The organism is Flavobacterium inviolabile (assembly GCF_013389455.1).
Classification (GTDB): Bacteria; Bacteroidota; Bacteroidia; order Flavobacteriales; family Flavobacteriaceae; genus Flavobacterium; species Flavobacterium inviolabile.
Genome location: NZ_CP058278.1, coordinates 3,014,040 through 3,032,739 on the forward strand (window position 1 = coordinate 3,014,040; position 18,700 = coordinate 3,032,739).

Annotated in this window: 19 protein-coding genes; 15 read left to right on the forward strand and 4 right to left on the reverse strand. The window is 41.1% G+C overall.

Translation table 11 applies throughout. From position 1 onward, the window contains the following. Window positions 1-14: 14 nt before the first annotated feature. The 3 genes from tsaE to HW120_RS13530 form a co-directional block, all read right to left on the reverse strand. Complete coding sequence (gene tsaE, locus HW120_RS13520) at window positions 15-425, reverse strand: tRNA (adenosine(37)-N6)-threonylcarbamoyltransferase complex ATPase subunit type 1 TsaE (protein ID WP_177734616.1); 411 nt, start codon at window positions 423-425, stop codon at window positions 15-17. Between the two features lie 109 nt (window positions 426-534). Further along, the gene (gene porX / locus HW120_RS13525) at window positions 535-2,088 is read right to left on the reverse strand and encodes a T9SS response regulator signal transducer PorX (RefSeq protein WP_177734617.1); all 1,554 of its coding nucleotides are present in this window, start codon (window positions 2,086-2,088) and stop codon (window positions 535-537) included. 132 nt (window positions 2,089-2,220) lie between these two features. Next, window positions 2,221-3,144 carry a phytanoyl-CoA dioxygenase family protein gene (locus HW120_RS13530; protein WP_177734618.1) on the reverse strand — a complete coding sequence of 308 codons (924 nt, stop codon included), beginning with the start codon at window positions 3,142-3,144 and terminating at the stop codon, window positions 2,221-2,223. Window positions 3,145-3,346: 202 nt separating this feature from the next. Between HW120_RS13530 and HW120_RS13535 the strand changes: the two genes are divergently transcribed. The 13 genes from HW120_RS13535 (at window position 3,347) to HW120_RS13590 (ending at window position 15,871) form a co-directional block, all read left to right on the forward strand. Then, entirely contained in the window at window positions 3,347-3,724 is a 378-nt protein-coding gene (locus HW120_RS13535) for a hypothetical protein (protein WP_177734619.1), read from the forward strand. Window positions 3,725-3,907: 183 nt separating this feature from the next. Beyond that, complete coding sequence (locus tag HW120_RS17750; RefSeq protein ID WP_246296990.1) at window positions 3,908-4,156, forward strand: DoxX family membrane protein; 249 nt, start codon at window positions 3,908-3,910, stop codon at window positions 4,154-4,156. Continuing rightward, on the forward strand, window positions 4,153-4,299 hold the full coding sequence (locus tag HW120_RS17755; RefSeq protein WP_246296991.1) for a hypothetical protein: 147 nt from the start codon (window positions 4,153-4,155) through the stop codon (window positions 4,297-4,299). The genes HW120_RS17750 and HW120_RS17755 overlap by 4 nt, the downstream gene beginning before the upstream one ends. Before the next feature lie 5 nt (window positions 4,300-4,304). Then, window positions 4,305-5,258: a polysaccharide deacetylase family protein gene (locus HW120_RS13545; protein ID WP_177734620.1), complete on the forward strand. Its 954-nt coding sequence runs from the start codon at window positions 4,305-4,307 to the stop codon at window positions 5,256-5,258. Between the two features lie 95 nt (window positions 5,259-5,353). Then, entirely contained in the window at window positions 5,354-5,683 is a 330-nt protein-coding gene (locus tag HW120_RS13550; RefSeq protein WP_246296992.1) for a DUF6660 family protein, read from the forward strand. Window positions 5,684-5,779: 96 nt separating this feature from the next. Then, window positions 5,780-8,902 carry an efflux RND transporter permease subunit gene (locus tag HW120_RS13555; protein ID WP_177734621.1) on the forward strand — a complete coding sequence of 1,041 codons (3,123 nt, stop codon included), beginning with the start codon at window positions 5,780-5,782 and terminating at the stop codon, window positions 8,900-8,902. A gap of 100 nt (window positions 8,903-9,002) precedes the next feature. Beyond that, window positions 9,003-9,368, forward strand: coding sequence for a four helix bundle protein (locus HW120_RS13560; RefSeq protein ID WP_177734622.1), 366 nt, complete (start codon window positions 9,003-9,005; stop codon window positions 9,366-9,368). A 3-nt stretch (window positions 9,369-9,371) separates the two neighbouring features. Then, window positions 9,372-10,772 carry a TolC family protein gene (locus HW120_RS13565; RefSeq protein ID WP_177734623.1) on the forward strand — a complete coding sequence of 467 codons (1,401 nt, stop codon included), beginning with the start codon at window positions 9,372-9,374 and terminating at the stop codon, window positions 10,770-10,772. Window positions 10,773-10,776: 4 nt separating this feature from the next. Next, a complete protein-coding gene (locus HW120_RS13570) occupies window positions 10,777-12,051 on the forward strand; it encodes an efflux RND transporter periplasmic adaptor subunit (protein WP_177734624.1) in 1,275 nt (424 codons plus the stop codon). 12 nt (window positions 12,052-12,063) lie between these two features. Further along, window positions 12,064-12,666 carry a methyltransferase family protein gene (locus HW120_RS13575; protein WP_177734625.1) on the forward strand — a complete coding sequence of 201 codons (603 nt, stop codon included), beginning with the start codon at window positions 12,064-12,066 and terminating at the stop codon, window positions 12,664-12,666. Between the two features lie 24 nt (window positions 12,667-12,690). Further along, a complete protein-coding gene (locus HW120_RS13580; protein WP_177734626.1) occupies window positions 12,691-13,038 on the forward strand; it encodes a heavy-metal-associated domain-containing protein in 348 nt (115 codons plus the stop codon). 60 nt (window positions 13,039-13,098) lie between these two features. Next, entirely contained in the window at window positions 13,099-15,084 is a 1,986-nt protein-coding gene (locus HW120_RS13585) for a heavy metal translocating P-type ATPase (RefSeq protein WP_177734627.1), read from the forward strand. Window positions 15,085-15,205: 121 nt separating this feature from the next. Continuing rightward, window positions 15,206-15,871, forward strand: a complete 666-nt coding sequence (locus HW120_RS13590; protein ID WP_177734628.1) for a class I SAM-dependent methyltransferase — start codon at window positions 15,206-15,208, stop codon at window positions 15,869-15,871. A 12-nt stretch (window positions 15,872-15,883) separates the two neighbouring features. On the opposite strand, the gene ettA is transcribed toward HW120_RS13590, so the two are convergent. Next, window positions 15,884-17,578: an energy-dependent translational throttle protein EttA gene (gene ettA / locus HW120_RS13595; protein ID WP_177734629.1), complete on the reverse strand. Its 1,695-nt coding sequence runs from the start codon at window positions 17,576-17,578 to the stop codon at window positions 15,884-15,886. 285 nt (window positions 17,579-17,863) lie between these two features. On the opposite strand from ettA, the gene HW120_RS13600 reads away from it, so the two are divergent. Both HW120_RS13600 and HW120_RS17865 read left to right on the forward strand, forming a co-directional pair. Next, entirely contained in the window at window positions 17,864-18,271 is a 408-nt protein-coding gene (locus HW120_RS13600) for a phage integrase SAM-like domain-containing protein (protein WP_177734630.1), read from the forward strand. A 13-nt stretch (window positions 18,272-18,284) separates the two neighbouring features. Then, window positions 18,285-18,689 carry a recombinase family protein gene (locus HW120_RS17865; RefSeq protein ID WP_218618724.1) on the forward strand — a complete coding sequence of 135 codons (405 nt, stop codon included), beginning with the start codon at window positions 18,285-18,287 and terminating at the stop codon, window positions 18,687-18,689. Window positions 18,690-18,700: the final 11 nt, after the last annotated feature.

Below are 18,700 nucleotides of genomic sequence, written 5' to 3' on the forward strand. Positions count from 1 at the left end.
AGTAAAAATTCCGCTTAATTTTTCAGCTCTAAAAAACGTTTTCCGTTTGGCAGTAATTTAATATGAATGGCAGCATGGTCAATCGGTATCAGATTTGGTGTTTTTTCCGGCCATTCAATAAAACACCAGTCACCGGAATAGAAATATTCATCGATACCCATATCGTAAGCTTCTTCTTCACTGTTTAACCGGTAAAGGTCAAAATGATAGATCTTCTCACCGCTTTTGCCTTCATATTCGTTGACCAATGAAAAAGTAGGACTGCTCGCCATATCCTGAACGCCCAGTTCCTTAACCAATACCTTAATTAAGGTTGTTTTCCCTACGCCCATTTCGGCATGGAAAGTAATTACTTTTTTCAGGTTCTGGGATAATATTTGTTTGGCAACATCTTGGATTTCATCCAATGAGAAGGTTATTTGCATAGAGGTATCGATAAAAAACAAATATACTTATTTTATTGAAATCACATTACATAATTTCTTACACAATAACTGTTTAAGGGATAGCGGCTATCCCTTAAACAGTTAGTCTTTATTTCGGATTAAATATCAGAAACGGAATGATCATTTCTTCAAGCGAAATACCGCCGTGCTGATACGTATTTCTGTAGTAACTTACGTAGTGGTTGTAATTGTTCACATACGCCAGGAAGAGGTCGTTTTTAGCAAATATATACGAACTGCTCATGTTGATTGCCGGCAATCCGATCTTTTTAGGATCTTTTACCGCATAAACATCTTTATCTTCATAAGTAAGGCTTCTTCCCGTTTTGTAACGCAGGTTCAGGCTGGTATTTTTATCCCCGATCACTTTGGAAGGATTTTTACAGTTAATCGTTCCGTGGTCGGTCGTTAAAATCAATTTAAAGCCCTGCTGTTGTGCCAATTGAATAATTTCCAGTAAAGGGGAATTCCGGAACCAGCTCAGCGTTAAGGAACGATATGCCTTATCATTGGAAGCCAGCTCTTTTACCACATCCATTTCTGTTTTGGCATGCGATAACATGTCTACAAAATTATAGACAATCGTGGTCAGGTCATTTCCTTTTAATCCTTTAAAATTATCAACCAGTTTTTTACCGTCTTTAAAATTGGTAATCTTATAATATTCCTGCTTGATATCGATACGTAGTCGTTTTAACTGCTCGGTAAGGAATTCGCCTTCAAAAAGGTTTTTTCCGCCTTCGTCTACATCATTTTTCCAATATTGCGGATACATTTTCTCCATTTCCAAGGGCAGTAAGCCAGAAAAGATAGCATTACGGGCATATTGCGTTGCCGTTGGCAGAATCGAATAGTAGCTTACTTCTTTTTCTAGCTTGTAATGATTATTCACCACACTTTCAAAAGCCTTCCACTGGTCATAACGCAGGTTGTCGATCACAACAAACAATATCGGCATTTCTTTTTTTCGCAGTTCCGGTACCACCAGTTCTTTGAATAACTGGTGAGACATGATAGGTGCCTCTTCTTTCGGGTCAAACCAGTCCTCGTAGTTCTTTTCGATAAACTTTCCGAACTGCGAATTGGCTTCCAGCTTCTGGCTTTCCAAAATTTCAACCATACTCTGGTCTTCAATATTTTCAAGTTCCATCTCCCAGAAAATAAGACGCTTGTACATTTCTATCCAGTCTTCATACGAATTTACCATGGCCATATCCATCGCAATTTTCCGGAATTCTTTCTGGTAGTCTAAGGTCGTTTTTTCCGATATCAGTCGGGAGTGATCCAGGTTTTTCTTTAAACTCAGCAGGATCTGATTCGGGTTAACCGGTTTGATCAGGTAATCGGCAATTTTGGAACCTATCGCCTCTTCCATAATATATTCTTCCTCACTCTTGGTAATCATGATTACCGGAACTGAGGATTTCTTTTCTTTAATTTCCGCAAGGGTTTCCAGTCCGCTTAACCCCGGCATATTCTCGTCTAGAAAAACGATGTCGAAGTTTTCATCATCAAATATATCAATAGCATCCTGCCCGTTGTTACAGGTTGAAACGCTATACCCTTTTTTCTCTAAGAATAATATATGTGGCTTTAACAAATCGATCTCGTCATCTACCCATAGTATTTTTATATTGCTCATATTTTTCTTTTTTTATTGGAATTCAACTGCAATTTATGTTTTTAAGAACTCCGCGAGGTTAAAATTATTATAAAACTAATCGCAAATACCTGTGATTTTTATTCGTGAAGCGATTAAAGCCTCCCAACGGCACTACAGCCATTCGGGCGCAGTTTGGTAATCTTCCGGAAAATAGGTCAAATACTGAACCATTCTGGGTACTTTTCCGTGATTCGGACTGGCACAATGCGGCAATGCCTGATGCCAGATGATAAAATCACCGGTTTTCCCGGTTATCGGAACCGGCTGTAATGTTTTTAGTGCTGTTTCTCTCAGGTTACTACCGGGCTGCTGGGCATGAATCCAGTTTTCAATCTGGTTGTGAAAACCCGGCACACAATGAAAAGCACCGTCCTCCGGACCACAGTCGGTTAAATACAATAATCCCTGCAGGCCAAACGGGATCGGTAATTTCAAACTTACATCCCAATGCAGCGGACTGCCTAAAAAAGTATAATGAGCCGTTTCCGGCGGATTAAAGCTAACCTTATCGATGGTCTTGTAAATCCGGTCGGTTTTGTATAACTGTTCGTAAGCTTTTTTGATCCGGGGCGACTGACGGTTTTTATTCAGTGTCGGATGATCCGAAAAAGTAAGCATCAGTCCCCGCTGTTCGTCATGGCTTTTATACCAGCTTGCCTCCTGTTCCGGATGCATGCCTAAAAACTCCCATATTGCCTGTTGGGTTGCCTCACAATCCGGATCGGAAATAGCATTTTTCACAATCACATAACCGTTTTCTTCCCAGAACTGTAAATCTTCGGCTGTCAGCACATCCGCTGTTGTAACATCTTCAGCATCCGTATCGATATTGGTACGTGTTTTTACCCATTCCTGAAAAGTGTTCAGGTCTGGTTTTTCAAAATACAGATACCGTATGGCTTCCTCCATACTTATTCCCAGGCGATACAATGTTTCTATCTCCTGGTTCCACAGATTATCATCCGTTGGTTCCGGTGAAAGCGCCCGCTTCCAAAGCTGCTCCAGAATTAACTGTTCCAGAATTAACTGTTCCATAAGTTCGGAATATAAAAATTTAACACTCAAATGTAAAGAATTTAGTACTAATACAGTTGATAGAATGTAATAATTTATAAGAATATTTCTTAGCCCTTTTAGTGATTATATTGGCAATAATATACTGAAATACCCAATCGATTTTTAAGATACCAAAGACTTAAGCAACAATTAATATATTTGTCAAATAAGTTTCCATACTATGAACGATACATTTGCTCCAAAAATAAACCGGCAGGAGTTTCAAAAAACCATTTTGAAATTTCAAAACAACGAAGGTGCTAACACTGGTATTATCAATATTATAGCATCCGAAATTAAGAATGCTGAAACAGCCATTTTTTATGATGCGTTTATCACTCTTTGCAAACAGTATCACGTTGATGTAAAATGTTATGAAGAAACGAAAGAGGGACAAACTTCCTGTACAATCATAATCAAAAAAGACAATTATGATTATTATTCCATGTCCTATACAGCCCGTGATAAAGACGTCACTCTTGCATTAGCCACAAAATTATATGAGGTCCTTTCCATTCAGATTCAGAATGAGCAGTTTATCAAAAGTATAAAAAGATAAGCCCTGTTTATAAGACTTTGCTACCTAATCCAAAAGAATAATATGCCCTGCCTGTTTTCCCGGATATCGCTGCTGTTTTAACCTACCCCGTTACTTTACCCCAAAAAGTACAATTAATTCCCATAATTATACCGTTTTTTCCATTGTTACCGTTCGAACTTTGTCCTACTAAAACGGATAATAATGAATACAACTGCCTTTTTATTGCTGCGCCTTGCCATTGGGGCAAGTATGTTCGGACATGGCCTGGTACGGTTGCCAAAACTTAACGCTTTCAGTTCCTGGATGACGGGAAATTTTGAAAACACCCTGTTACCCCAAATAATAGTGCTGCCGTTCAGTTATGTTTTGCCCATAGCCGAATTTGGCATCGGACTACTGCTATTATTGGGATTATTTACAAAACTGCAGCAACACTGGGTGCCATCGTGATGATCCTGCTACTTATCGGAACTGCTTTAATCGAAAACTGGGAAGCAATTCCTTCCCAACTGATACACGTATTGTTTTTTGCGCTGTTACTGCAATTTACAGACCGCAACACTTTTGCAATGGATATGCTTATTAAAAAATAATTATTATGGAAACCCGAAGAAATTTTATAAAAAAGGGAAGCCTTATAGGACTTGCCGGCATGGTACAGCCTATGGATGCTTTTTCGGCTCTCAACGGACAGCCCGAAACAACAGCACAGTACACCAACTCCAGATGGGCAGACGGTTCCCGATTGGTCGTTTCGGTCTCCATGCAGTTTGAAGCCGGCGGACAACCGGAAAATGCCGAAAGTCCGTTCCCGCAAAACCTGGACAAAGGATTCCGGGATCTGCCTACCAATACCTGGTATGATTACGGTTATAAGGAAGGGATTCCGCGTATGCTCGACAACTGGGACAAACTGGGTATTAAAGTTACTTCCCACATGGTTGGAACCGCCGTTTTAAAAAATCCGCAATTAGCAAAAGAAATTGTGCAACGCGGACACGAAGCCGCCGCACACGGCATGAGCTGGTCATCCCAATACAATATGCCGTATGAAGAAGAAAAAAAGTTCATCCTGGACGGTGTTAATGCCGTAAAAAAAGTAACCGGATTTACCCCGGTGGGTTATAATGCCAACTGGCTGAGACGAGGAGAAAACACGCTGAATATCCTACAGGAACTGGGATTTTTATACCATATAGACGATTTAAGCCGTGACGAACCTTTTATCATTCAGGTAAAGAACAAAGATTTTGCAGTGGTACCTTACACGCTGCGCAATAACGATATTGTATTGGTAGAAGGTAAAAACTTCTCCGCCGATCAGTTTCTGAACCAGGTAAAAATGGAATTCGACCAGTTATATGCCGAATCGGAATTCCGACGCCGGCAGCTTTCGGTAAGTTTTCACGACCGTATTGGCGGAACGCCCCAAATGGTACAGGCCGCAAAAGAACTTTTCACCTATATGCAAAAACACAAAGGAGTGGCATTCAAACGCAAAGACGATATTGCCAAAATGGCTTTAGCCGATAAAACAACCCTTAGAGAATAAGCATCAAAACCCCGGATTACGGGGTTTTATTATTAATTTTCTCATAAAAAAGTAAAGAGTACCCAACGCAATAAAAATATTTTTATCTTTACATCGTGAAATGGTTAACCCTCATATTATCTTTTTACTTTGTACTGCTGGCAAGTATTCCTTGTGCCGATGCAGCCGTTAACCATGCCCATAATACAACCTCAAAAGAAACAACTTCGAATCACGATAAACACACACACGATCAGCAAAACGATTTGTGTTCCCCTTTTTGTGTTTGTAATTGTTGCGGTGCCCAGATCATGAACTATGCGCCCGAGATTGTTTTTAACCTTTCAGTAGTTACTGCCGAAATCGAAATTCAATTGCCAAACTATCAGTCGGTATTTACTTCTGATTTTTATGATACTATCTGGCAACCCCCTCAAATAGTATAATGAACCCGAACTTCATCGGGTAAGAAAGTGCTGTAGCATTGCTGCAAAGTACAACAGCGGTTTGCTGTTACTGTTCTTATTCATTATATATACAAAATGTTAGATAAAATAATTCATTTTAGTATCAATAATAAATTTATTATTGGTCTTTTCACGTTGATACTGATTGTTGTAGGCGGCTATTCTGCCTATACGCTTCCTATTGATGCCTTACCGGATATTACAAACAATCAGGTACAGATCATCACCAGTTCGCCCACTCTGGCAACGCAGGAAGTCGAACAGTTCATCACCTATCCCATCGAGCAATCGGTTAAACCCATTCCTAAAATTGTGGAGCTTCGTTCCATTAGCCGTTTCGGATTGAGTGTGGTGACCGTTGTTTTTGAAGAAGATGTGGATATTTACTGGGCAAGAGCCCAGATTTCCGAACGCATTAAAGAAGCCGAAAATGCCATCCCAAAAGGTGTCGGTACACCCGAAATGGCACCGGTGAGTACCGGTTTGGGCGAAATATACCAATATGTGGTATTTCCCGAAAAAGGATATGAAAACAAATATGACGCTACCCAGCTGCGCACCATCCAGGATTGGATTATCAAACCGCAGCTCATTGGTACCAAAGGAGTTGCTGAAGTAAACACCCTTGGCGGCTATCTGAAACAATACGAAATTGCCGTTCAGCCGGACAAGCTGAAAAGCATGAACACCACCATTTCCGAAATATTTGATGCCCTGGAAGTGAATAATGAAAATACCGGCGGTGCCTATATTGACAAAAAACCGTATGCCTATTTTATCCGCGGTATCGGTATGGTCAACGGTATAGACGACATCAATAAAATTGTGGTTAAAAACCAAAACGGTATTCCGATCCTGATCCGCGATGTGGCCAAAGTACAGATTGGCAGCAGTATTCGCTATGGTGCTGTAACCAAAGACGGAAAAGGCGAAGAAGTGAGCGGTATGGTCATGATGCTGAAAGGAGAAAACAGCGGCCAGGTGGTTACCCGCGTAAAGGAAAAAATGGAACAGATTAAAAAGTCGTTACCGAAAGGTGTGAGTATCGAACCTTTTATGGATCGTACCAAACTGGTAAACAAGGCCATCAGTACCGTTGAAAAAAACCTGATTGAAGGAGCTTTAATTGTAATCTTTATACTGGTATTGCTGCTTGGCAACTGGAGAGCCGGACTGGTCGTTGCCTCCGTTATTCCGCTATCCTTGCTTTTTGCCATTTCGATGATGCGTCTTTTCGGTGTGAGCGGTAACCTGATGAGCCTCGGAGCTATCGACTTCGGACTGATCGTTGACGGTGCCGTTATTATCGTAGAGGCCATTATCCACAGGCTGCAGGTGAGCAATAAAGGAAAACTTACCACAAAACAGATGAATGAAGAGGTCTTTGAAGCCGCCTCAAAAATAAGAAGCAGTGCCGCTTTTGGCGAAATCATTATCCTGATCGTTTACCTGCCGATTTTAGCTTTGGTAGGCATCGAAGGAAAAATGTTCGGACCAATGGCACAAACGGTTTCATTTGCTATTCTTGGTGCTTTTATATTGTCCCTAACATACGTGCCGATGATGAGTTCCTTAGCTTTAAAGAAAGAAACCGGACACAAGAAAAACATCAGCGACAGGATAATTACCGGCTTATACAACTTTTATGCCCCGCTTTTAGAAAAGGCATTGCGGGTAAAAGGCGCTATAATAGCGGTAGCCATTGGCTTATTTGCCGCAGCATTGTTCGTTTTCAATTCGTTGGGAGGCGAATTTATCCCGACCTTAGATGAAGGGGACATCGCAACCCATTTGATCATTGCTTCCGGTAGTTCGCTGTCGCAGGAAATTGAAGCGACCACTAAAGCGGAACAAATTTTAAAAGCCAAATTCCCGGAAGTTAAAATGATCGTAACCAAAATCGGTAGTGCTGAAATTCCAACCGATCCGATGCCGATCGAAGCCGGCGATATGATTATTTTACTGAAAGATAAAAGCGAATGGACATCGGCGAAGACCAAAGAGGAATTAATGCAACAAATGGAAAAGGCACTGGAAGATATTCCAGGTGCTACAACCGAGTTCTCCCAACCTATTCAAATGCGTTTTAACGAGTTAATGACCGGTGTGCGGAGTGATGTTGCCATTAAAATATTCGGGGATGATATCGAAATGCTGGTTAGCAAAGGTGACGAAGTCATGCAGCTTATCAACGGAATTTCGGGAGTATCGGATGCCAAACTGGAACGTGTGGCGGGATTACCGCAAATTACGGTTCGTTACAATAAAGACAAACTGGCTTTATACGGTTTAAAAATCGGCGATCTGAACAAGGTAATCCGTATGGGATTTGCCGGGGAAGCTGCCGGACTGGTTTATGAAGGCGAAAAGCGATTTGATCTGGTCGTACGCCTGGACAGCGACAGTCGCCAGGATATTTCCAATTTAAAAGCACTGTTTATCACACTGCCCTCCGGAAATCAGATTCCGTTAGAGCAGGTTGCCGATATTAATTTTGAAGACGGCCCGATGCAGATTAGCCGTGAAGACGGAAAACGCCGTATTGTAGTTGGCTTTAACGTTCGCGGTGCCGATGTGAAATCAGTAGTGGAAAAAATCCAGGCAAAACTGGATGCACAGCTAAAACTTCCCGATGGTTATTTCGTGACTTACGGCGGTCAGTTTGAAAACCTTATTGATGCCAACAAGCGTTTGGCGATAGCCGTTCCGGTTGCTTTAGCGCTAATTTTTGTTTTGCTGTATTTCACCTTTAAATCCGTTAAACAATCGATCCTGATATTTACCGCAATTCCGTTATCGGCTATTGGTGGTGTCTTTGCCTTATGGCTTCGGGACATGCCGTTCAGTATTTCGGCCGGTGTAGGCTTTATTGCCCTTTTCGGCGTGGCCGTATTAAACGGAATCGTGCTGATAGGCTATTTCAACCAGCTAAAAGCGGAAGGCATGCACAATGTTTATGACCGTATCAAAGAAGGAACCAAAGTCCGCCTGCGTCCGGTTATAATGACTGCTTCCGTAGCCTCTTTAGGATTCCTGCCGATGGCGATTAGTTCCAGTGCCGGTGCCGAAGTGCAAAAACCGCTGGCAACCGTAGTTATCGGCGGACTGATTACTGCTACACTGCTCACTTTAATCGTATTGCCGATACTGTACCTGTATTTTGAGAAAGGGATCGGGGAAAAGCAAGGGGATGTGTAAGGGGCGAAAAGGCAAGAGGCAATTAGTAATTGGCAAAAAGCAAAAAAGCAATTGGCAAAGGGCAATTGTAAAACAATGAACAACATTAAATTCAGGGCTTATGGGAGCGACAAGTTTTAAAGAAACAACCGTATATAAAAAGGCTTTTTCACTGGCGATGGACATTTTTGAAATGTCGAAATCTTTTCCGGTCGAAGAGCGTTATGCGCTGACCGATCAGGTGAGAAGAAGCTCGAGAAGTGTCTGTGCAAATCTTGCTGAAGCCTATCGGAAAAGGCAGTATCCCGCTCACTTTGTTTCAAAACTTTCCGATTGTGATATGGAAAATTCCGAAACTTCCGTCTGGATCGATTTTGCCTTTTCCTGTAATTACCTGAAAGAAGAAATAAAAGCAGCCTTACTATCCAAAAATGAAGAAGTCGGACGATTGCTACATCACATGATAAACAATCCTCAAAAATATTAAACAATGAAAAAGATATTCAATATAAAAACAGACCATTGGCAAAGAAACATCCATAAAGACCAATCTGTGCAAAACAATGAGCACAAAACAAACCGGAATTATACTATTTATTCCCGTTCCGGCTTTGCCCCTTGCCCCTTGCCCCTTGCTTTTTACTCCTTGCCTTTTACCCCTTGCCTTTTGCTATTTACCTTTTGCCTCTTCCTCCTCCCGTCAAAAAGCATCGCGCAGACAGTACAGCCGCTGGATCTAAAACAGGCGATCGAACTGGGTTCTAAGAATAACCTGAATATTCAGGCTTCCGAACTGGAAAGCAAAATGCATGCACAGCTGAAAGGTTCTGCTTTTGAAATTCCCAAAACAGAAGTATCGGGTACATTCGGACAAATCAACTCGAATGCAAAAGATAAAAGTTTCAGTATTTCACAGAGCTTTAATCCGTTTCAGTATGGCGCCAAAAAGAGCCTGCTGAATGAAAACAATGCTGCCGGACAGTTAAAAGTGAAAGTGACCAAGCAGGAAACAACTTTTAATATCCGTCAGTCCTGGAATGCGATGCTGTATTATACCAAACAGAATCAGTTGCTGGAAAACCAAAACAAGCTGATGGAAAAGTTTGTCAAAGCTGCTTCACTAAAGTTTCAGACCGGTGAAACCAATTCGCTGGAAAAAACCGTCGCCATTGCCAAACAACAGGAATTACAACAGTTAATCAAACAGAATGATGCTAAAATATGGGTTGAAAAATCCAGAATAAAAGCGCTGATCAACCGGGATACCGACTTCACTCCTGCCGATACTGCTTTTGTTGCCTTATCTGCTTTAAGTGTTGCCGACAGTTCAATGATCAAACAAAACAGTGCAATACAACTGGCAGTAAAACAGGTACATATAGCAGAGGCTTTCAAAAAAGTGGAAAAAGCAACCTTATTTCCCGATATCACTGCCGGCTATGCCATTCAGTCCATCACCGGAAACCAGGAAGTAAACGGACAGGCGGTTTATTATGATGCTTCTCCCCGTTTTCAGACATTCTCGGTAGGATTGGCATTGCCTATTTTTGCCGGAAGTTCCATCGCTAAAACAAAAGCAGCCCAAACGAATATCGATGTTCAGAAAAAAAATGCTGCCTATCTGGAAAATCAGCTTAAAAGCCAGTTCCAACAGCAAATCCAGGAACTGCAAACCTATCAGTCTTTAGTGGATTATTACAAAAACACTGCCTTGCCCAATGCAAAGAAAATCAGTAATAATGCAACCAAAGCCTATCAGAATGGCGATATCTCCTATGTAGAATATGTGCAAAGCATTGAAACCGCATTGAACATCCAGCTGAACAACAGCAATGCGATTCATAATTTCAACCAGACGGCTATCAACATTCAATACCTAATCAACAATTAAGACGATGAAAAAATCAAATCTAATATATTTAAACATTGCCGGATTAGCGATCATCGGCCTTGTCCTCTATTTCGCCTTACGCCATACCCATACGGAAGGCGATGGTCATGAACACGGTACGGAGAAAACTACCGGAAAAGAAGCGGCTACTGTTAACAAAGAAGTCGAACTAAACGAGGCGCAGTTTAAGGCTGCCAATGTAGAATTGGGAACCTATGCCTTAAAAAACCTGAGTGAGGTTATTAATGCCAACGGTTATACCAAACTGCCGCCGCAAAACCAGGCGGATGTTTCCGTGCACATGCCGGGTGTGGTAAAAACCATTACGGTTATTGAAGGGCAATATGTTCGGAAAGGACAGGTACTGGCCACTATAGAAAGCCCGGAATTCACTAAATTACAGGAGGCTTACCTGACTTCAAAAAGCAATCTGGAGTTTTTAAGTCAGGAGTTTAACCGACAAAAAACGCTGAGCGAAGAAGAAGTCAATTCGAAAAAGGTTTTCCAGAAAACAAAAGCTGAATATCAAATTGAAAAGGCGCGTTTTAACTCCCTTCAAAAACAGTTAGGTGTGTTGAACATTCAATCGGGAAATACTGCGGTAACTTCGGTTCCGGTATTGGCGCCCATTTCAGGTTATACCACCGAAATCAATGTTAAGATCGGTAGTAATGTCGAAGTGGGTAAACCGATATTAAGCATCGTTGACAATTCCAAATTGCATGTGGATCTGCTGGTATATGAAAAAGATCTGCACAAAGTAAAACAGGGACAAAACGTTCAGCTGGTATTGACAAATCAGAACAATACCGCGATAAAAGGAACTATTTTCAGCGTTGGTAAGGCTTTTGAAAATGAAACCAAATCGGTAGCGGTTCATGCCGATATCAACAATGAAAAAAATGCACTGATTCCGGGTATGTATGTAAATGCTTTAATCGACATCGGAACCAATGCCGTACAGTCACTTCCAGTGGAAGCCATCGTAAAAGCCGACGGTCGTGAATTTATGTTTGTACTGGAAGAAGGTCATGAAGAAGCGGCCCACGACAGCGAAAAAGGACATTCGCATGAAGACGGCCACCAACATGATGACAACGAAGGAAAGACATTTCATTTCCAAAGGGTTGAAATTAAAACGGGTACTTCTCAGTTAGGATACATCCAGGTTACTCCGTTGCAAAAAATAGATCCAAAGGCTAAAATTGTTTTAAAAGGTGCCTATTATTTACAAAGCCATTTAATTAAAAATGAAGGCGGTGGCGACCATTCACACTAAAAAAGAACGACAATGATAACATTTCTCAGATTTTATCTGCCCCTATATTTGGTCCTGTATTTACTGGTAAGCTTTTTAGTGCCTACTTACAAAACATACCGGCAAACCGGGATTAATCCGGTTACTTTCGGTAAAAGCGATTCCGCTCACGATTATATCGGCGGTGTCATGAAAATATTAATCGGCCTGCTGCTTGCTGCGGTGCTGTTGTTTTCATTCGGTTCCGATGCCTACCTGTTTACATCACCTGTGCTGTTTCTGGAGCATTCCTACCTGCAGCTAACCGGCTTAGTGCTTATTCACGTTTCGCTGATCTGGATTGCAATCGCCCAGTATCAGATGAGTACGTCCTGGCGCATTGGCATTGATGAAACGCATAAAACAACCCTGCGTACGAACGGTTTATTCAGCATCAGCAGGAATCCTATTTTTCTGGGAATGATTATCAGTGTTTTCGGGTTGTTTTTAATTCTTCCGAATGCTATTACGTTCTTCTGCACGTTGATGACCTATTTTATGATCCAGATACAGGTCCGGCTGGAAGAAGTTTTTCTGACACAGCAGCATGCATTGGAATACAGCCTGTACAAACAAAAAGTAAGACGATTTCTTTAATTTATAACGATAAAAACCTAAACAATGAGACCATTTTTAAAAAGTATTTTAGTAGTTGCGTTCCTATCCCTTTCCTCTTTAACGGCCAAAGCCCAGGTTCAGAAAGCTGTTATAAAAACTGCTATCGTTTGCGATCATTGCAAACAATGTGAAACCTGCGGCGGTTTGCTGGAAAAGAAATTAATCCGCCACAAAGGGATACAGATGATTACATTAGATGAAACCAAAATGACAATCACGGTTATTTATAATTCTAAAAAAACCGATTTAAACAGCATTAAAACCGCAATCAGTTTATTGGGTTATGATGCTGATGATATCAAAGCCGATCCGAAAGGATATGAAAATTTAGACGGTTGTTGTAAAGCATAAAGGAAACATTTTTGTTAACTTTAGGACAACTCCAAGTACTCATTCATAATACCGAAAATTATGAAAAAAGAACACCAATATCATTCAGAAGCCGAACAGATATGCTGTGCGGTTGATGAAAAAGTAAATTCAAAAAAACATCATGACCACGATCATGATCATGATCACGACCATAGTCACGATGGCGATGGCGGCTGGAAAATGTTCCTGCCGGCTATCCTTTCCTTTGTGCTGTTAATGATTGCCATCGGGATTGACAACTATTTTCCTATAGCGGTCTTTTCAGGCTGGGTACGCATCGGCTGGTATATCCTTGCCTATTTACCGGTGGGATTACCGGTTTTAAAAGAGGCGTTCACCGCGATAAAAAGAGGCGACATTTTTACGGAATTCCTTCTGATGTCCATTGCCACTTTGGGTGCTTTTTATATCAAACAGTATCCGGAAGGTGTAGCGGTAATGTTATTTTACGCTATAGGCGAATTGTTTCAGACTCTGGCCGTAACCCGTGCCAAATCGAATATTAAAGCCTTATTGGATCAGCGTCCGGATACGGCTACCGTAATCGTTGATGACAATGCGGTCAGTAAAAAAGCGGAGGAAATTAAGATCGGAGAAATTATTCAGTTAAAACCGGGAGAAAAACTGGCTTTGGACGGGAAACTGCTTTCCGCTTCGGCTACATTTAATACTGCAGCTTTAACCGGGGAAAGCAAGCCCGATTCCAAACAGCAGGGAGAAACGGTACTGGCCGGAATGATCAACCTCAACACGATTGCTTTAGTAGAAGTGACTACCGCTTATATCGACAGTAAACTGTCCAAAATCCTGGAAATGGTTCAGGATGCCACTGCTAAAAAAGCACCTACGGAGTTATTTATCCGCAAGTTTGCAAAGATCTATACACCTATAGTTGTTTTCTTAGCCATTGGGATCTGTCTGTTGCCGATGCTTTTCGTGTCCGATTATGTTTTTAACGAGTGGCTGTACCGCGCCCTGGTTTTCTTAGTGGTTTCCTGCCCCTGTGCACTGGTTATTTCCATTCCGTTAGGCTATTTTGGCGGAATTGGCGCTGCCAGCAAAAACGGCATCCTCTTTAAAGGCTCTACCTTTCTGGACGTAATGGCTTCCATTCAGACAGTCGTGATGGATAAAACCGGAACACTGACCAAAGGCGTTTTTAAAGTGCAAAAAGTGGTGGCGGCTACCGTTTCGGAAAAGGAATTGATACAATACACCGCTGCGCTCGAAACGAAATCGACCCATCCGGTTGGAACAGCCATTATTGAATATGCCAACGGACTGGAAAAAGGCGTTACCATTACCGATGTGGAAGAAATTGCCGGACACGGTTTAAAAGGTAAAGCAGACGGTAAGACCATTCTTGCCGGTAATGTAAAACTGCTTAAAAAGTTTGGTATTGCTTATGATACCGCTATTGAAAATACGCCTTATACCATTATCGTTATTGCGATAAATGAGCAGTATGCGGGTTATTTCCTGATTGCCGATGAAATAAAAGAGGATGCCAAAACGGCTGTTGACAGTCTGCACCGTCTGAATATTAAAACGGTAATGCTTTCGGGCGATAAACAGGCGGTGGTTGATGCTGTTGCCCGGGAGCTGAATATTGATGCTGCCCACGGTGATTTACTGCCGGAAGACAAAGTCCGAAAGGTAGAAGAACTGAAAAAACAAAACCTGAAACTGGCTTTTGCGGGCGATGGTGTTAACGATGCTCCTGTAGTGGCTTTAGCCGATGCCGGTATTGCCATGGGCGGTCTGGGCAGTGATGCTACGATAGAAACGGCCGACATTGTCATTCAGAACGATCAGCCTACAAAAATATTTACCGCCATATCCATTGGTAAAAAAACCAGGCAGATTGTCTGGCAGAATATCAGCATGGCCTTTATTGTTAAAGCCGTTGTGCTGATTTTAGGTGCCGGAGGATTAGCTACCATGTGGGAAGCTGTTTTTGCTGACGTTGGTGTGGCATTACTCGCCATTTTAAATGCCGTAAGAATACAGAAAATGAAATTTTAAAATACAAAGTCCGCTATACAGCGGACTTTTTTATATCCTGAAATCTTATACAAATTTGCCGGAATTTTATAAGTCCTTTCTGTTTGGTCACTCTTATTTTTATGGTTCTAAAAGACAACCCATGAAACCCCTACAACCAAATGAAATAAGCAGGCAGTTACGCAAACCGGAAGGTGAAAACGGCATTACTGTTGGGAATGATATGAATACATCCAACAAACAGCTTTACCTGGATTTGTTTGCCCTGCTGGAAATTCAGGATAACGATCATATACTGGAAATCGGTTTTGGCAATGGCAGGCACTTTCCGGAGTTTTTTAAGCCACACACAAACGTCACTTTGTACGGTCTGGACTATTCGGATGTAATGTGTGCCGAAGCGGCTAAAAATAACGCCGAACAAATCACTAAACAACAAATAAAGCTGCAATGCGGCGATGCCAAAGACACATTCTATGCCGAAAATCAGTTTGACAGTATCGTTGCGTTGAACACGATCTATTTCTGGGAACCTTTGCCGGATTACCTCAACGCGATATACCGCATTTTAAAACTGGGCGGAAAACTGTATATCGGCTACCGTCCGGAACGGGCTCTTGCCGGTGTGGATTTTGTACAGGAAGGTTTTTCACTATACAATGAAGCTGTTTTAAACGGCCTATTGGAAAAAACTGGTTTTGAAATTGAGCGGGAAAACAAGAACTGCTACGCTAAAAAAACCATTACCGGAAAAGATATCACCATTGTAGACATTATAACAGTATGCATAAAAAAAGAGGCTTATTAAGCCTCTTTTTTATTATCCTCTGATCAGTTTTTTATACTTGATACGTTTTGGCGTTAAATCACCCCCCAGACGTTTTCGCTTGTTCTCTTCATATTCTGTAAAGCTTCCTTCAAAGAAATATACCTGAGAATCGCCTTCAAACGCTAAGATATGCGTACAGATTCTGTCCAGGAACCAACGGTCGTGGGAAATCACCACCGCACATCCTGCAAAGTTCTCCAAACCTTCTTCCAAAGCACGAAGTGTGTTGATGTCCAGATCATTCGTTGGCTCATCCAGTAACAATACGTTTCCTTCTTCTTTTAAGGTCATTGCCAAATGCAAACGGTTACGCTCTCCTCCGGAAAGTGTCGATACTTTTTTGTTCTGATCGCTACCGCCAAAGTTGAAACGGGACAAATATGCTCTTGAGTTTACCTGACGGCCACCCATCATGATTAACTCCTGTCCGTCGCAGAAATTCTCCCAGATGGATTTATCAGGATTAATATTCGAGTGTGACTGATCCACATAGGCGATCTTAGCTGTTTCTCCAATTACAAATTCACCGCTATCCGGTTTTTCCTCACCCATGATCATACGGAAGATAGTCGATTTACCGGCACCATTCGGACCGATAATCCCTACAATTCCCGCTTGTGGCAAGGTGAAGTTTAAATCTTCATATAATAGTTTGTCCCCAAATGATTTTGCTACATTTTTAGCATCAATCACATTGGTTCCTAAACGAGGACCATTCGGGATGTAGATTTCTAATTTCTCATCCAATGCTTTTTGGTCTTCGTTCAATAATTTATCGTAGTTCTGTAAACGCGCTTTCTGTTTGGTCTGACGCCCTTTAGCTCCCTGACGTACCCAGTCAAGCTCACGTTCTAATGTTTTTCTGCGTTTTGAAGCAACTTTTTCTTCCTGCTCCATACGTTTTGATTTCTGATCCAACCAGGAAGAATAGTTTCCTTTCCACGGAATACCTTCACCTCTGTCCAGTTCTAAAATCCATCCGGCAACGTTATCCAGGAAATAACGGTCGTGGGTTACGGCAATTACCGTTCCTGCATATTGTTGTAAGTGTTGCTCTAACCAAAGTACGCTTTCCGCATCCAGGTGGTTGGTAGGCTCATCCAGTAACAATACATCCGGCTGCTGTAATAACAAGCGGCATAAAGCCACACGGCGGCGCTCTCCTCCTGACAATACTTTAATCGGGGTATCCGGCTCCGGCGTACGCAAAGCATCCATCGCGATTTCCAGTTTGGTATCCAGTTCCCATGCTCCTACTGCATCGATCTTATCCTGAAGTTCCGCCTGACGGTCCATCAGTTTCTGCATCTTATCGGCATCTTCATATACTTCCGGTAAACCGAACATATCGTTGATTTTATTGAACTCATCCAGAATTGCTACCGTTTCGGCAACACCTTCACGAACGATTTCAATAACCGTTTTGTTTTCATCCAGTTGCGGCTCCTGCTCCAGATACCCTACAGTATAATTTGGTGCAAAAACAACATCACCCTGGTAGTTCTTATCAACTCCGGCAATAATTTTTAATAAAGACGATTTACCCGAACCGTTTAAACCTAAGATACCAATTTTAGCACCGTAGAAAAAACTCAGGTAAATATCTTTTAAAACCTGCTTATTCGTGCTGGAGTAAGTTTTACTTACCCGCGACATCGAAAATATTACTTTCTTATCGTCTGACATATAGAAATTCAAATTACATTAAACACTTGATTTTTAAAACTTTAATTCTAACCCATTTTTGCTTATTCCTATGAAAACTACTCAAATGTTCCCACTTTATGTTCCCACTTTGAAACTAAACCTTATATTAGCCAAAACCTAAAACTATGGCAACAAAGATAGTCTTAAATAAAAAAAAAGCAAGCGATGATTTCGGTATAATTGGCATCCAATTCTTTAATAATGGAAAAAAGAAGAAAAGTTTGGGGATAAGAATGAAAGTTCAGCACTTTAAAGACCATTTTAATGAAGATTTTCAATTATTCAACTACCACCGATTTTGACTACCAAACCATCAATACAAAAATTAACAAAGGTATTTATCGCTTTGAAAATAACATTCCTGATAAAGTAAAAGTTGAGCTTAAAACCAGACCTCAGCAAGACGAAACACACAGCATTTGTCTTTCCTATATGGACAACTTCAAACTGAGAATAAGTTTAAAAAAGACCGAAAGTCATAAATACGCTATGCTTAATGTGTGTCAAAAATTGGAAAAATATCTAAAACACCTGAACAAAGAAAATTTGTTTTTCGACAAAATCAATTCTGATTTCTGGAAAAGGTTCAAACTATATTGCCTTACTGTTCCTGACCCTCGAAAATTCAAAGAAGGTGGTGTAAAGAATTATTTTGCTACGTTGAAATTTTAAATATTAGAAAGTATTGATATACGCCAGGGTTTCGACGAACAGTCAGGATTACAAAAGACAAACAGAAGAATTATTGGAGTTTTCCCAAATTCAAAATTATGAAGTTGTAAAAATTTTTGAAGAAAAAATCTCAGGTGGAAAAACTAATGAGGAACGACCTCAGCTAATGAAAATGATCAACTTCATCAAATCTAATAAAATTGATAAAGTTCTTTGTTGGGAATTGAGCAGACTGGGAAGGAATACTATTGAAGTCCTTAAAACAATTCAACTGCTTAATGAAAATTGCATTTCCCTCTATATCAAGAACCACAATATAGAAAAGCTCAATGACAAGTGTGAAATAAATCCGATATCCCAGTTTCTTATCCAAATCCTTACCTCGGTTAGCGAAATGGAAAAAACACAAATTCGCTAGCGTATTAAGTC

Excerpts from the sequence above, each read along its gene's own strand:
- tsaE (WP_177734616.1), bottom strand. The coding sequence starts at position 425 with ATGCAAATAACCTTCTCATTGGATGAAATCCAAGATGTTGCCAAACAA.
- porX (WP_177734617.1), bottom strand. The coding sequence starts at position 2,088 with ATGAGCAATATAAAAATACTATGGGTAGATGACGAGATCGATTTGTTA.
- HW120_RS13530 (WP_177734618.1), bottom strand. The coding sequence starts at position 3,144 with ATGGAACAGTTAATTCTGGAACAGTTAATTCTGGAGCAGCTTTGGAAG.
- HW120_RS13535 (WP_177734619.1), top strand. The coding sequence starts at position 3,347 with ATGAACGATACATTTGCTCCAAAAATAAACCGGCAGGAGTTTCAAAAA.
- HW120_RS17750 (WP_246296990.1), top strand. The coding sequence starts at position 3,908 with ATGAATACAACTGCCTTTTTATTGCTGCGCCTTGCCATTGGGGCAAGT.
- HW120_RS13545 (WP_177734620.1), top strand. The coding sequence starts at position 4,305 with ATGGAAACCCGAAGAAATTTTATAAAAAAGGGAAGCCTTATAGGACTT.
- HW120_RS13555 (WP_177734621.1), top strand. The coding sequence starts at position 5,780 with ATGTTAGATAAAATAATTCATTTTAGTATCAATAATAAATTTATTATT.
- HW120_RS13560 (WP_177734622.1), top strand. The coding sequence starts at position 9,003 with ATGGGAGCGACAAGTTTTAAAGAAACAACCGTATATAAAAAGGCTTTT.
- HW120_RS13565 (WP_177734623.1), top strand. The coding sequence starts at position 9,372 with ATGAAAAAGATATTCAATATAAAAACAGACCATTGGCAAAGAAACATC.
- HW120_RS13570 (WP_177734624.1), top strand. The coding sequence starts at position 10,777 with ATGAAAAAATCAAATCTAATATATTTAAACATTGCCGGATTAGCGATC.
- HW120_RS13575 (WP_177734625.1), top strand. The coding sequence starts at position 12,064 with ATGATAACATTTCTCAGATTTTATCTGCCCCTATATTTGGTCCTGTAT.
- HW120_RS13580 (WP_177734626.1), top strand. The coding sequence starts at position 12,691 with ATGAGACCATTTTTAAAAAGTATTTTAGTAGTTGCGTTCCTATCCCTT.
- HW120_RS13585 (WP_177734627.1), top strand. The coding sequence starts at position 13,099 with ATGAAAAAAGAACACCAATATCATTCAGAAGCCGAACAGATATGCTGT.
- HW120_RS13590 (WP_177734628.1), top strand. The coding sequence starts at position 15,206 with ATGAAACCCCTACAACCAAATGAAATAAGCAGGCAGTTACGCAAACCG.
- ettA (WP_177734629.1), bottom strand. The coding sequence starts at position 17,578 with ATGTCAGACGATAAGAAAGTAATATTTTCGATGTCGCGGGTAAGTAAA.
- HW120_RS13600 (WP_177734630.1), top strand. The coding sequence starts at position 17,864 with ATGAAGATTTTCAATTATTCAACTACCACCGATTTTGACTACCAAACC.